This is a genomic window from Nostoc sp. PCC 7524 (assembly GCF_000316645.1).
In the GTDB taxonomy this organism is placed as follows: Bacteria; Cyanobacteriota; Cyanobacteriia; order Cyanobacteriales; family Nostocaceae; genus Trichormus.
The window spans coordinates 5352338-5367550 of record NC_019684.1 but is presented as its reverse complement, the minus strand read 5'-3'; the positions used below and the strand labels follow the sequence as shown (position 1 = coordinate 5367550).

At 41.5% G+C, this 15213-nt stretch carries 9 protein-coding genes and 1 pseudogene; 6 read left to right on the top strand and 4 right to left on the bottom strand.

The features are described from left to right. Positions 1-178: 178 nt before the first annotated feature. On the top strand, positions 179-1114 hold the full coding sequence (locus NOS7524_RS21805; RefSeq protein ID WP_015140647.1) for a hypothetical protein: 936 nt from the start codon (positions 179-181) through the stop codon (positions 1112-1114). A 121-nt stretch (positions 1115-1235) separates the two neighbouring features. On the opposite strand, the gene NOS7524_RS21800 is transcribed toward NOS7524_RS21805, so the two are convergent. After that, on the bottom strand, positions 1236-2891 hold the full coding sequence (locus NOS7524_RS21800) for a dipeptide ABC transporter ATP-binding protein (protein ID WP_015140646.1): 1656 nt from the start codon (positions 2889-2891) through the stop codon (positions 1236-1238). Between the two features lie 564 nt (positions 2892-3455). Between NOS7524_RS21800 and NOS7524_RS21795 the strand changes: the two genes are divergently transcribed. Beyond that, on the top strand, positions 3456-6236 hold the full coding sequence (locus NOS7524_RS21795; RefSeq protein WP_015140645.1) for a TIGR02921 family PEP-CTERM protein: 2781 nt from the start codon (positions 3456-3458) through the stop codon (positions 6234-6236). 75 nt (positions 6237-6311) lie between these two features. Here NOS7524_RS21795 and patD read toward each other — a convergent pair whose 3' ends face one another. Continuing rightward, positions 6312-6659, bottom strand: a complete 348-nt coding sequence (patD, locus tag NOS7524_RS21790; protein WP_015140644.1) for a heterocyst frequency control protein PatD — start codon at positions 6657-6659, stop codon at positions 6312-6314. Between the two features lie 290 nt (positions 6660-6949). On the opposite strand from patD, the gene NOS7524_RS21785 reads away from it, so the two are divergent. Continuing rightward, the gene (locus tag NOS7524_RS21785; protein ID WP_041555415.1) at positions 6950-9205 is read left to right on the top strand and encodes a RelA/SpoT family protein; all 2256 of its coding nucleotides are present in this window, start codon (positions 6950-6952) and stop codon (positions 9203-9205) included. Positions 9206-9735: 530 nt separating this feature from the next. Here the strand turns inward: NOS7524_RS21785 and NOS7524_RS21780 are convergent. After that, on the bottom strand, positions 9736-9948 hold the full coding sequence (locus NOS7524_RS21780; RefSeq protein WP_015140642.1) for a type II toxin-antitoxin system HicB family antitoxin: 213 nt from the start codon (positions 9946-9948) through the stop codon (positions 9736-9738). Between the two features lie 152 nt (positions 9949-10100). Here NOS7524_RS21780 and NOS7524_RS31225 point away from each other — a divergent pair. Continuing rightward, positions 10101-10570, top strand: a pseudogene (locus NOS7524_RS31225) (ISH3 family transposase); the annotation flags it as partial. A gap of 102 nt (positions 10571-10672) precedes the next feature. Here the strand turns inward: NOS7524_RS31225 and NOS7524_RS21775 are convergent. After that, the gene (locus tag NOS7524_RS21775) at positions 10673-10864 is read right to left on the bottom strand and encodes a hypothetical protein (RefSeq protein ID WP_015140641.1); all 192 of its coding nucleotides are present in this window, start codon (positions 10862-10864) and stop codon (positions 10673-10675) included. 81 nt (positions 10865-10945) lie between these two features. On the opposite strand from NOS7524_RS21775, the gene bchH reads away from it, so the two are divergent. Both bchH and NOS7524_RS21765 read left to right on the top strand, forming a co-directional pair. Continuing rightward, positions 10946-14692, top strand: a complete 3747-nt coding sequence (bchH, locus tag NOS7524_RS21770) for a magnesium chelatase subunit H (protein ID WP_015140640.1) — start codon at positions 10946-10948, stop codon at positions 14690-14692. 142 nt (positions 14693-14834) lie between these two features. Further along, complete coding sequence (locus tag NOS7524_RS21765; RefSeq protein WP_015140639.1) at positions 14835-15203, top strand: VOC family protein; 369 nt, start codon at positions 14835-14837, stop codon at positions 15201-15203. Positions 15204-15213 lie beyond the last annotated feature (10 nt).

Sequence of the window (15213 nt, the reverse complement as noted above, 5' to 3'; positions counted from 1 at the left end):
ATAACTATAGACTAATAGATAAGTGATAATTTACTCTCTCTAAAGTCCTAAAATTTTGTCTTTTTTTTGGGATTCAACAAGAATATTTTCCACCATACTTTACAGCTAGAGGCAGAGTGTTATCAGATTATCTCTAAATAAGATGGGAATGGTAATGAATCTTTACTTAGGATTCTCCATGTCTATCAAAACCTTTAGAGATCATGATAAGCACCAAGAGAAGCAAAGCGAAAATACTGCCGTAGAATTTGAATTTTATCAATTCATCAATAAGTTTAAAACAGGTGTTTGGGTTTTTGGGATTCCGTCCTGGCTTTTTGGGATTACTGATAGAAGTATGGCCGCGTTTGCTGATGGGTATTTATCAGCAACAGAAATCTTGCAGATTTTTACAACATCTTTCTTTTTTCTAGTTTGGTTATATCTCAAACCAGAAGATAATTTAGATGAAAATACTGGTATCAACCAATATCATGGCTGTTCATGTCTAGCTCAGACTAATAAGTTTGATCTCAAAAAAAGACATATGATTAGCCAGGAGTATATTTTACCTTTCCCTTATCTCTGCCAAATTTATCATCTCTTAAATCTGAAACATTTAGAAACTGTTCATAATTTTAGTTTAAACAATTTGAAAATTTTGAATGTTAGTGATTTTCGACCTACTAATATTGGTGGAATCATTAAATTTCAAACCCTTTTAGATTCTCCCATGAATGCTTTGAGAATTTGGAGACAACCTATAGTTGAGGTGGATTTAATATTACATACTCCATATACTATTGAATTGAGCATTCCAGTCTACGATAACAAAAGGATAATTGTAATATTTTATGCTTTTCCATTAAATGAGAAAGAACATCAATTATTTATAGAAATTTATAGTGACCTCGAATGGCCTAAACCAATATTGCAAATCCTATTACATTTTGCGTCTTGTTTAACTCTCTTTGAAGATTTACCTTATTTACGTAATTTAGCTGAAATCGATATAGAGCATTTATTTAAAGTAAGTAGGTTTCCCAGACAAGCTAATATGTTACTTTTTAAAAGATTTGTAGAACTATATGGTTCAAGTAGAGAGAAAAGGAAATTAATTGCAGGCAGTGATTGAACTAGGAACTGGATATTGGGGATTGGGAGAATTTTGATGGTAATTTGAAAGCTCAATATGGTTTAGTTGAGGGTGGAAAAACCCCAGTTTTTTCAAATAACTGGGGTGATCAATTGATATTTTAAGTGCGTGCTAGTAAGGGTGCAGCAGCTAAGAGAGTTTGAGTGTATGGGTGTTGTGGATTGGCAAATATTTGTTTAGTCGGGCCAAGTTCGACAATTTTACCACCGTGCATGACGGCAATACGATCGCACAAAAATCTGGCTAACCACAAGTCATGGGTAATAAACAGATAGGTTAACTCAAACTCGTCTTTTAATTGCAACATCAAATCCAGCACTTGCGACTGTACACTCGCATCTAACATACTCACAGGTTCATCACAGATGATTAGTTTAGGACGAGTAATTAAAGCACGAGCGATCGCCACCCGTTGCTGCTGTCCCCCAGACAAGTCTGATGGATAACGTTGGTAATATAATTCCGGTGGTGTTAGCCCGACTTTCTCCAACATCCACAACACCTGTTCTTTGGCTGCGCCTGCATTAGCCAAATTGTGGATTAATAAAGGATCAGCAATACTCTGCCCTACTGTCATCGCTGGGTTGAGACAAGCATGGGGATCTTGAAACACCATTTGGATTTGTCGCCGGGAAGCGCGCACTTCTTGACGTGAGAGCTGAGTTAAGTCTTTACCTAAAAACTCAACTTTACCAGATGTGGGACGAATTAACTGTAATATTGTCCGTGATAGTGTACTTTTACCACAGCCAGATTCACCCACTAATCCTAAAATTTCCCCTGGATACAATTCCAAGTTAATTCCATCTACAGCCTTGATGGTTTGACTTTCTGCTTTAAACAGTCGTTCGATAAAACTCGGTTCGATAGTGTAATACTGCTTTAGTTCCGTAACACTCAGGATTGGGGATTGGGGACTAGGGATTGGGGACTGGGAAACATCTTCAGTTGCTATCTCATCGACAGATTGAATATGTAATGCTGCTTGCAGGAGCGATCGCGTATATTCATGTTGAGGGTTTCTAAACACAGCATCTGTAGCACCCATCTCTACCATTTTGCCGTGGTACATCACCCCAATGCGATCGCAATATTCCGCCACCATTGCCAAATCATGAGAAATGAGCAGCAACGCCATATTTTCTTCACTGCACAGGCGGGTTAATTCTTGTAAAATTTGGGCGGAGACGGTGACATCTAAGCTGGTGGTGGGTTCATCGGCGACAATTAATTTAGGATTGAGGAGTAAAGCGAGGGCGATCGCTACCCGTTGACGCATCCCACCGCTAAACTCATGGGGGTACTGATTCCAACGACTAGCGGGAATCTTCACCTTTTCTAAAGTCGCCAGTGCTTTTTCCTTCGCTTCCTTAGCTGATAACTCTGGTAAATGCGCTTGCAGAGTTTCAATACAGTGATTCCCAATTGTCATCAGGGGATCAAGCCGCGTCATTGGATCTTGGAAAATTAATGCTACAGCTTCCCCTCGAAATTTCCGCAACTGATTTGGTGTTAAATCAAATACCGATTCTCCTTGAAACGTCACTCGCCCTTCCACACGACTAGAAGCTGGTAGCAGACGCATCGCCGCCCGCCCCAAGGTAGATTTACCACAACCAGACTCACCTACTAACCCCATTCTTTCACCAGGTTGCAAGGTAAAAGATACATCATCAACTGCCCACCGTAAGTCTTCATCACTACGTTGTGGATAGGCGACGCGTAAATTTTCGATACAAAATAAATCTTTACCCATAGTTTTAGTTATCAGCCCAAAGCCGCTAGCTGGGATAATTTTAAATTTAAGTTAGTGTATCAAATTCTTTAAAGTTACTGTTCGAGGATATTAAATTAAGGCGTTACGTAATTGCGGGATGATTTATGGCACGCAGAGATCCGGACAACCAGAGAGAATAATGAGTTTTAGATTTCAATATATCAATTTCATCCTTTGATTCAGCAACACCAATAGTCTCAAAGCATTATCGCTTTCTGTTCTCTAAACCTGTCTTCTGTGCATGGGCTTTACGCCATATGCAGAATTTAGCATCAACAAGTTTAATTACTGTTCAACCACCAATTATAACTCCTACCATAATTAGAAATCTCCCAATTTCATTTCTTTGCGTAACTCTGCGCCTACCTTCTCTGCGAGACGCTGGGCGAATGCACCCCTCTGCGTTTAAATTTTCACCCTCCTTAACTTTTTGGGAACTATAAAGTTACAGCCTTGTTTTCTAGCAACACTGTAAAAAACCAGGAATACACCATCTAGATTTTGTAGCAGCATTAATGACTGCTAAAAGGAGGAGGTAAGGCTATGAAAGTTTTCTGGAATGCGACTTTTTACGCCATATTTTGGCTGTGGAACTTAACATTTCTAATGATTGTCTATTTTGGGATACTGCCTTGGCTAACTGTGCCACTATTCCAAGCCACTTTACAAGGTGATATTCCAGTAGAATTTTCGCTAACTTTAGTTGCCTTAATCGCTATACCAACAGTTTCTACGATTATTGGTGGCAAGTTTTTAATCAAACAACCTCTAAAACTCATCCGCTTATTTTATGGCGTAGAAGCACCACTATTTATTTTGTGTTTGCTGCGTTTGTTCGTCATTAGGGAATTGACACCCGCTAGTACCCAGATTCTCGCCACAATTGGTATATGTATTACGGCATTCTGTGGAGAATTATTTTTTGGCTATGCTTCTAGACAAAAAAATATTCTGCAATGGGTGCAAATGGTAGCGCATAGTTTAATGCTACTATTCGGCATCTATGCAGGTGTGATTTTACTATTTTATGCCTTACCTTTAGCAGTATTCTTAATGCAAGAGTTCATTAAATTTGAGTGGCTCAAAGGTTTATGGTATGTATTGACAGATGTTTCCTTAATTAGCGGGTTATGGCTTCTCAGCCTTTCGCTCATTCTGTTTGCTTTTAGTGCCACTTTATTTATTTTGATGCCGTCGGCACTAGCAGCGATGTATGTAAATTCTGGCTCTAGAATTTTACAAGCTTTTGCTAGAGATTACGGCGTTAAAAAGGCTTTAGTTGGTGCTAGTGCCGTTTTTATTGCCTTTGCAATTAGCTTTGTATCCTTACAACACCAGCCCCAAGTCTTAGCTTTTTCGCTGTTAACTAACACTCCCAAAACTGAGAGCGATCGCCAGATTATTCTCACCAAATCAAACGCAATTCGTGATGGTTTAGTGAATGCTTATTTATCTTCCTATCGCTACCTCAGTAGCAGAGAAGAAAATAATCATATTAGTGCCATGTATCGACAGGTATTAGGCTTAGATAAATCCGTAGCTAATAACATCCAAAATGGCTACAACTTTCTGATGTCGCCCTTTTTATATCAAGGTTCAGCCAAAGATGCTGACAAAGCCGAAAAACTTTATGCTGAATTTTTTGATACCCCATTACAAAAAGCTGAAAAAACAGCAGTAACTCACGCTGTACAATCTACTTTTAACCAGCAAGAAGTTAAAGCTGGTTTATTAAATATCAACGAGAAAAAAGTTTGGTTGGCATCACAACAAGTTACCGTCAAAGAACATGGTGATTGGGCTGATGTAGAGTTATACGAAGTTTACAAAAACCAAACTCCAGAAGTTCAAGAAGTTTTTTACTCCTTTTCTTTACCAGAAAGTGCTGTGATTACCGGGTTATGGTTGGGCGATACTAACAAACTATCCCAACGTTTCCCTTTCACGGTTTCCCCTCGCGGCGCTGCCCAGAAAGTTTATAATTCCCAAGTCAGAAGAGAACGCCCTGTAGATCCCGCTTTACTAGAACAGGTGGGGACAAGACATTATCGCCTACGGGCTTTTCCCATTCCTCCTAACAATGTGCGACAATTCCCAGGTGAAGCACCACGCCCCACAGAAATGCACCTATGGCTAACCTACAAGGTGATAGGTAAAGCTCAAGGTTGGGCAATGCCCGATTTAGGGGAAAAACGCAATATATTCTGGACTAATGACACTAAACGCACCCGCAACGGTAAAGCCATCAACCTTAAGCAGGATACTTGGTTAGAAACATTTGTCACCGCCAGTGGTAAAGTCCAAGCTGCACTGCATGAAGTGGATTTAGAAAATGGCGAGCGCATCGTCATCAAGCCTTTATCCCCAAAAGATTACTCCTTACCTAAAGCTACCCGCATCGCCTTAGTTTTAGATACTTCTCGCAGTATGGGCAACCATATCAAGGAATTATCACAAACTTGGGATTGGCTGAAACAACACGGCTTTGCAGACAAAAATTTAGCCAATAATGATGCTGATTTATACATTAGTGTTGCTAAAGGTGCAGCACCCCAACGGTTAGATGATATCCAACAATTTCAAGCTGAAAAAGTCACCTTTTACGGCACAATTCAACCCCAGGAAATGCTGGCACAGTTTAATCAACTGCGTAGTGATACAGCCTACGATGCAGTTTTACTACTGAGTGATGAGGGAAGTTACGAGTTATCACGCAATAACAAAACTGTTCCTGTCTCACCTGCGCCTTTATGGATGGTGCATTTAGGAGGATTACCCGCAGCCTACAACGACGGGATCATCAAATCTATCCAAGATACTGGCGGTGGAGTCTCGGAAGATATCGCCGAGGTATTACGCAGAATTGCCACCAAATCAGCGTTAGACGACTCTGTGGTGAATGTGGTAGATGATTATGCCTGGTATCTGCAAAAACTCCCTACCGCAGAGGTAAATAATCCGCAACAGCCAGCAGATTTACAGCCATTAGCCGCTCGACAATTAATTTTAAGCTTGAGTAAACAAATCACATTAGACAACCTCAACAGCTTAGATGCAATTCACACCATCGCTAAAAAGTATGAGATTGTCAGCCCGTACTCTTCCATGTTGGTATTAGTCAACGATGAACAAAGACGCTTACTTAAAGAAGCCGAAGCCGCAAGCGATCGCTTTGACCGCAAAATAGAAAATGGTAAAGAAACCCTCACAAAACCCAATAACCCCTTAAAAACCAGCATCCCCGAACCTTCCGGCGGCTGGATTTTAGCTATTGGTGCAGCAGCATTATTCATATTTGTTAAACGTCAAAAGATTAGGGTATAGGACATTGGGATCAGAGTAATTGGGGCAGGGAGCAGGCTGATGCTGACGGCGGAAGCCTGCTCCCTGCCTCCTGCTTCATTGTGTCCCTTGTTGCAGTACGGCTTGGCAATATTGAATTAAAGTAGAGAGGCGATCGCTAATTGTTTTCAGTCTTGTTTGTGTCGTTGCTGTTTGCCGCGCCCCTTGCAAAAACATCACATCTAAAGCCAACAGCCGCAGCTGCTTACTCATTTCCGTTTGATAAGACTGTTCCCGTGAATTTGCTGCTTCTGCCAAAGGGACAATTTCCTGCCCAAAAAATTCCTGTAGGGTGGCTACACGTTCTTTTAGTTCAGGTGTACTTACTTGAAGATTACTCACATCTGTACGTAATTGTTCAAGTAAATTTACCAGTGCTTGATATTTATCAGAACTTAAAGACATTCACTGCTATTTAAGATACTATTAATTTCAAGAAAATTTCCTGACACAATAATCTATCTTAGGCTCTTATCAGCATTCTCAGCCTCAAACTTTGTTTTGAGGCTGTGTTTGCAATCTACATTTTTTCATGATTATGTTTCTGAAAACTCGCAGTGGATGAGTACCATAGGCATATAGGGAATCATCCTGATACTACTTTTACCCCCACACCAGGACAGCAACATCTCCGCCGGATGATGCTGTATATTGCATCTATTTTTCATCTATCCACAGATCACCTCTCCTACTGTATGAGCAGCATAGCTATAACTTCCCCAACTGATCTTTCCCTTCCCGATTGGCTAAATAAATGTTTGAGGGATACATCAGCCAAACACAACGAAACAGAAGATGACCGAAGGCATAGTGATAACACTTTAATCTGTCGGGCATTTGAATTTGCTTATCAACTGCATAAAGGTCAATATCGCAAGTCAGGAGAATTATATATTAGCCATCCTGTGGCTGTAGCTGGTTTGCTGCGAGACTTAGGAGGTAGTCCTGCTATGATAGCAGCTGGATTTCTTCATGATGTAGTTGAAGATACAGATGTCACAATTGAAGAAATTGAACAGCACTTTGGCCCCGAAGTGCGTCAGTTGGTGGAAGGTGTCACCAAGCTTTCTAAAATTAATTTCAAAAGCAAAACCGAAAGCCAAGCGGAAAACTTCCGGCGGATGTTTTTGGCAATGGCGCAAGATATCCGGGTAATTGTGGTGAAGTTAGCAGATCGTTTGCATAATATGCGAACTCTGCAATATATGTCAGAAGACAGCCGCCGCCGTTCCGCCCAGGAAACCAGAGATATCTTTGCACCTTTAGCCAATCGTTTGGGGATCTGGCGGATTAAGTGGGAATTAGAAGATTTAGCATTTAAGTATTTGGAGCCGGAAGCTTTTCGCCAAATTCAGCAGCACGTATCAGAAAAACGCACAGCTAGGGAAGAAAAATTAGTTAAAGCGACAACAATTTTACAAGAGCGTTTACAGCAAGCCGGAATTCGTTGTTTAGATATTAGTGGTCGTCCCAAGCATCTGTATAGCATTTATCAAAAGATGCAGCGACAACAAAAAGAATTTCATGAAATTTATGATTTAGCAGCACTACGGATTATTGTCCAAGGTAATGAGGAATGTTATCGGGCTTTGGCAATTGTCCACGATGCCTTTCGTCCGATTCCCGGTAGATTTAAAGATTATATCGGCTTGCCCAAACCTAACCGTTACCAATCTTTGCATACAGGAGTTATTGGTTTAACCGGTCGTCCCTTAGAAGTGCAAATCCGCACAATGGAAATGCACCGCATTGCTGAGTACGGGATTGCTGCCCATTGGAAGTACAAAGAAACCGGTGGTTCTCATAGCCAACTGACAACCAGCGATGAGAAGTTCACTTGGTTACGGCAGCTGTTGGAATGGCAAAGTGACATGAAGGACGCACAAGAGTATCTTGATAGCGTCAAAGATAATTTATTTGAAGATGATGTTTATGTCTTTACCCCCAAGGGGGATGTTGTACCGTTAAGTCCAGGTTCAACAACTATAGATTTTGCCTATCGTATCCATACAGAAATAGGAAATCACTGTGCAGGGGCGCGGGTAAATGGTCGAATGGTTCCCTTGTCAACACGTCTTCATAATGGCGATATTGTAGATATTATTACCCAAAAGAATGGTCATCCCAGCTTAGATTGGCTAAATTTCGCCAGAACTTCTACAGCGAAGTATCGGATTAAACAATGGTATAAGCGATCGCGTCGGGAAGAAAATGTTGCCCGTGGAAGGGAGTTATTAGAAAAAGAATTAGGTAAAACAGGTTTTGACAATCTGCTGAAGTCGGAAGCGATGCAGACTGTAGCCGAAAAATGCAATTATCACAGTGCCGAAGATTTACTAGCAGCTTTGGGTTACGGTGAGGTCACTTTAAACTTAGTGTTAAATCGTTGGCGAGAAGTAGTCAAGGCACAACAACCAGTAGCAGAAGTCATTCCCCTCCTTCCGAAAGAATCATCAGCACCAAAAACATCTATCACCACTTCCCGCGCTAGCGACTCGCCCATTGTGGGGGTAGAAGGGTTAATGTATCACCTAGCCCGATGTTGTACTCCTATTCCTGGGGAATCAATTATTGGTGTAGTGACCAGAGGTCGGGGAATTTCCATCCATCGCCAAGGGTGTCATAATTTAGAATCGGTAGAAGGCGATCGCTTAGTGCCAGTGAGTTGGAACCCAGCCGCAGAAAATAGTGGTCGTCCCCACACTTACCCAGTTAATATCCAAATTGAGGCTCTTGATCGAGTGGGGGTTTTAAAAGATATTTTATCCCGGTTAAGTGACCAAGGAATTAACGTGCGTCATGCTCAAGTGAAAACCTCTAGTGGTCAACCTGCGTTAATGGACTTAGGTATTGAAATCCGCGATCGCTCCCAACTAGAGCAAGTATTCACCCAAATCAAAAAGATGAGTGATATTCTCAATATCCGCCGCGTTGGTCAAACCGAGGAATAATTGGCTAATGTTGTTGAAGTTGTTCTTAGGCTGAAGCCTGAGAACAATTTAACAGGGGATAAAAGTTCGTAGTAAGGGCTTTAGCCCTTTCAAACCTTGCAAGAGAGTGTTTATATTTAATTTAGGACAAATAGGAGGGAACTGTTCCTTTTGCTCATCTGTTTAAAGTATTCCATTTTTGTAACTTTATCCAAGCAGCATCACTCATTGCTTACTTCCTATATCATGCCATTGGCCAAGAGTGATCGCACTCCACAATCCCAAACGCGATCGCCTGTTTGAAGAAGGCAGGAGGCAGGAGGCAGAGGGCAGAAGGTTTTGTTTAGAAGGGGATTCCGACCCCTCCTAAACAAGAGCCACCAAATTTTCAATTTGGTGGGGGTCTTAAACCCTTGCTCCCTACCCTGCGGGAACCCCTTCGGGGAATGGTCGCGGCAGAGGACAGAGGCCAGTATTCCTTCTGCCTCCTGCCCTCTGCCCTCTGCCTTTCTTGATAAAAATATGAACACGATTTATATGTTTTTAATCACCTAAGCAGACATCAAACGCTGTTTTGGTTCAGGAATGTGACGACCTAATTCTTGAGCAGTTTCAATCCATTCCTGCATAAGAAATTCTACATTTTGTAGTGCTTCTTGATAAGTTTCACCATCAGCAGCACATCCAGGTAATTCTGGTACTTCTGCTATAAATGCTTGGTCTTCTTCACTCCAATAGAGATTAATTTCATAACGCAGATTCATCTTGTTCTCCTAGTTCATAGTTGAGAATTACTTCACGCACTTGCTTTACCTGATAAACATTAGACCTCTCCGAAAATGAATGTAGAGACGTTCTATAGAACGTCTCTACAAGGGTTTCAAACCACGCACATTTAATTACCGGAGATGTCTAATTAATTAGAGGTGGGCGGAGTTACAAAACTAGTTACACTTTAAACAGCGATAAATATGGTTCAGTAACTTTTAGTGGATGGATAGTTTGCACATATAAAAATGGTAAAAGACGAGAGCATGGGCGGGAATTTTTTGTTTATGCTGTCTATAAAGTTAAACTGTCATTACATTCAATACATGATGACTATCGTCTTCGTTTCGGAATTGAAAGCAGCTATCGGATGAAAAATCAATGCTGGATTAAAACTACTATTAAAAATCCCATTATTCGGCTTCCGTTTGTTGGTTTAGCTTTTTAATTATTAATATTTGGATTTATCTAGTATGGCATTATCTCAGTCATTTAAAAAGAAGTAATAGACAAGTTTTCTCTCACTTATTTACTCTCAAACAGATGCTTGAATTTTTACGCCCAGCAGTAGACCGCAACTATGGGGTAGCCTGCGAAGTTTATTTACCGTCCGGCTGATGTTAGTTAGTTGGTATTTGGAGGAGTTTGATAAGCCAAACTTATCATTTATTCAAGTCTTTCAGCTTTGGCACTTTTCTCCAAAAACGGTATCACAGACTACTATTTTTTAGCGATGGCTACGCCCGCCGCAGGCATCGCAAAACTTTTAGGTCTACTGAATTTATCATAACCAATCTGGGAGATCCATTTTAATTGGCATATGGTAATATCAACAGAATGGCTACGATGATCGCCTAGCTTAATTGAATTTATAGTATGTAAAAAGAAAAATACAACAGCCATTAATTGCATAATCTAAAGATAATTAGTGAATGATTTCTTCTAAGATAAAAAATATTGTTAATTATTAAAATTCAGGAAGAATACAAGATTATGTCTAATTTTGATATACCTCGTCTTGTCCTGATTTCTTCTGCTTCTCCTTTAAGTGATGTATATCTTGCCCACAAACAGGTACAAGCAACAAATGGGAAGATTTTAGAATTAGATATCTTACCTACGCATGAGATTCAAGATGGTATTATTACACCTGCACAAGTTCTGAATACCATTGGTGCTGCCAAGGCAGTAATGTTTGATTTGCGCGGTACGCCAGATAAGGTTTTAGCTTGCTTACAACAGGCATTTGTCGCCACTCAAGCACAGGATATTGCGTTTATTCCTGTGTTTGGTGGCGGGCCAAGTGTGATGGCACTAACGCGGATGAGGGAGTTTGCATTTACTAATTTGCCAGGTACAGATTATCGTCGAATTAAGCAATTCGGCGATTCTTTGACATCGGTACAAGAGAAGATGTCACCGCAAAAGATGTATCATTCCCAAAATTTGGCGAAGTGCGTCAGTTATTGGACTAATGCGGGTGTAGAAAATTTGGCGAATTTGTTACGCTTTGTAGCCCATGAGTATGCGGGTGTGAGCGTGACAGCAGGTGAACCTATAGTTTATCCAGATGCGGGGTTTATAGATATTGCTACAGGTCAGCGTTATCAATCCTATAGAGATTATATTACTGCTCACCCCTTAAACCCAGATTTGCCGAGCGTGGCGGTGCTGTTTTACGGTGGTACGAGTATGAGTGCAAATTTAGTTGGGGGTGAGGAATTTTTTACGGAACTGGGTAAAAAAGCTAACGTATTGCCATTCTATGCTGATGGGATTAAAACGACAGAGGCGATCGCTACACACTTTTTCCATAATGATAAACCGATTTGTGATGCGATCGCTTCGTTGTTGTGGTTTCGTTTAGATGGAGGGCCTTTGGGCGGCAATGCCCAGAAAACCATTAATTTGTTAAAACAGCTGGATGTCCCTTATCATGTCGCCTCTACCTCCAATAATCGAGAAATTGCAGCTTGGCGCAGCAACCCCCAAGGGCTTCCACCAGTAGAAACTTTATCTACAGTCGCCTTCCCAGAAATGGATGGTGCAATAGACCCCGTATTTCTTTATGGGCTGGATAGCAATAGTAATCTTGGTCAAACCCATTCCCCAATTTCAGGTAGAGGTAGGAGACTCGCTAACCGTATTATCCGCCGCATCGCCTTACGCCACAAACCCAACGCCGATAAACGCATCGCCATTGTTATCTTTAACTATCCACCCAGTGAAGGTACTTTAGGGACTGCATCTTTTTTGGATGTTTTCGCTTCTGTAGAAGTTATTCTCCAGGAATTAGCAAACGCCGGGTACAACATCACCCCACCCCAGAGGGGAACTCTCAAGGAGATGTTTCTGCATCGGGGACTGGTACATAATGGCGAATTTACCGGACATCATCTCACAGCCGAACACGCCTTACGCATACCCTTAGAAACTTATTTGCGTTGGTACAAGCAATTACCGGAAGTTTTACGGGATAAGACAGAAAAACTTTTTGGGATGCCGCCAGGGGATTTAATGGTCGATGGTGATGATATCCTGATTGCAGGGATAGAATTTGGTAACGTTGTTGTCGCTGTCCAACCTTCACGGGGCGTACACGAAGACCCGGCTAAGGTACATCATGACGAAAGCTTACCCGCCCATCATCAATATAATGCTTTCTATCGCTGGTTAGAAGAAGCGGACGGCTGGAATGCTGACGCAGTGGTACATATTGGGACTCACGGGACATTTGAATTTTTACCAGCCAAACAGGTAGGGTTATCTGGTGAATGTACTACTGATGCACTTTTGGGAGATTTACCCCATACCTACGTTTACCACGTCGTCAACGTTTCCGAAGGGACGATGGCTAAACGTCGCAGTTACGCCCAATTAGTAAGTTACGCTTCCCCGACTTTTGTACCGGCGGGTTTGTACGAACATTTTGACTCCTTAGAAGACTTGTTAGATGAGTACGAAGAACAGCAACGCCACAGCTTACCCCGTGTGGTGAGTATTTTACGGCAGATTATCGCCGTTTGTGAGCAACACGATATCCCGTTAGATTTAGCAGATGAGTTACGCGCCCAACTCCAGCAAGAAGTACCAGCAGAATTTGACCTCACACCCTACGAAGCAGCGTTAGAAAAACTCCACGTTGATTTATTTGAACTCAAGCGGGTGGTAATTCCGATGGGTTTACACACCTTTGGACAAAAGTTACAGGGTGAAGCATTAGTTGATTATCTCAATTTAATTGCCCGTTATGACCGTAGTGAAACCCCAGCTTTACCGAGACTACTCGCGCACAAACACAACCTTGATTATGACAGTTTATTAGATACGGCTGATTCCCGTTGGCAAGAATTATCAGACCAAAGCCGGGAAATTATTCAAGCTGTGTTAAGGGGAGACGCTATATTTGATGCAGATTTAAGACCAGCTTTGACTTATTTACAGGATGTAGCTAATTTAGTCAGCAGTACCGACGAAATCAAGGGATTATTACACGCTTTAAATGGTGGTTACATTGAACCGGCTTGTGGTGGCGACCCTGTGCGGACTCCTACTACCTATCCTACAGGACGCAATACCTTTCAGTTTGATCCGACCAAGTTACCTACAGATAGTGCTTATGAACGAGGTGCAGCGATCGCAGAGGAAACCATTCAGCGTTATTATCAACAACATAATACCTATCCTGATGCAGTAGGGGTGATACTTTGGGGCTTTGAAACCTGCAAAACTCTAGGGGAAACTGTTGGTCAAGTATTACGTTACATCGGTGTAAAAGTAGAACGGGGTCAAGGCTATTTCATGAAACCCGTAGTTATTCCTTTAAATGAATTAGGTCGTCCCCGCATTGATGTCACTGTGAATATCTGCGGCTTCTTCCGTGATTTATTTCCTAACTTGGTGCGGTTGATTGATTTAGCTTTTCAGACTGTAGCCCAGTTAGACGAACCCTCAGATATGAACTTTGTCCGTCGTCATACACAAGCCTTGACCCAAGAAATTGCAGACAAGCACTTAGCCGCTTCTCGCATTTTCGGCCCTCCTCCTGGGGAATATGGAAATCGCCTCAGTACCTTAATTGAAACGGCTGCTTGGGAAAGCGAGGCTGATTTAGGTTATATGTACATCAAGCGCACTCAATATATTTACGGTAACAATATCAACGGACAACCAGCACCAGAAATCTTCAAAGCTGCGTTAAGCCATAACAAATTTATCACCCAGGTACGAGACTCCCACGAGTTTGAAGTCACCGACCTAGACCATTATTATGAATATTTTGGCGGTATGGCACAAGCCACAACCGTAGTCAGTGGTCATCGTCCTGATGTTGTCATTGCCGATACTACCAAAGAACGTATCCAAGTAAAAACCATTGCCGAAGCTGTCCGTCAAGGTGTTGTCAGTCGCCTTCTTAACCCCAAATGGATAGACGCAATGTTACAACACGACCATCAAGGAGGACAAGCGATCGCAGATCGGGTAGAGTATCTTTTAGGTTTAGATGCGACTACCAACAGTGTTGGTACTGCAACTTGGAGTAAAGTAGCACAAAAATTTGTATTTAATCCCGAAATGCGCGATCGCTTGCGGGAAAATAATCCTTATGCAGAAGCCGAAGTGATCAAAAAATTATCTGAGGCTAATTATCGTGGCTATTGGCAAGCTACACCAGAAGAACAAGCACAACTCCAAGCCGCATATATAGATATCGATAGTTGGATAGAACAACATCAATAATATCGATTTCGCCTAAGTAAATTAATTAGGAGAAATTAATTTTATTTGGTAATTGGTAATAGTTTCTAACCATTACTAATTACCAAGATATGGAAAGACATGATATTAATTATGAAAGCTGATGTTTAAATCTAAAAAAACTATGGCAGCAGAATTTAGACACGTAATGTTAATGGTGAAAGATGTCCCTGCATCTGTAAAATTCTACAGCGAAGGATTAGGATTACCAGTAAAAGTTGCCAGTCCTGGTTGGGGTGAAATTGATGCTAACGGAACAACCATAGCCTTTCACTCAATCGAAGGCGATATTACCACTGGTTCATCACCAATTTTAAGTTTTCATGTTGATGATATCTATAGCAGTATCAGCACTTTAGAAAGCCTTGGTGCGACACTCGAAGGGCGTGTCCGCGAACCTTCCTTCGGCAAAGTCGCCGCTATGCGTACCCCCGATGGACATCTATTGAGTCTCTTACAACCTGCGGCGGTAGGTGCAGCAACTACGCATTAAATTTTTCTTA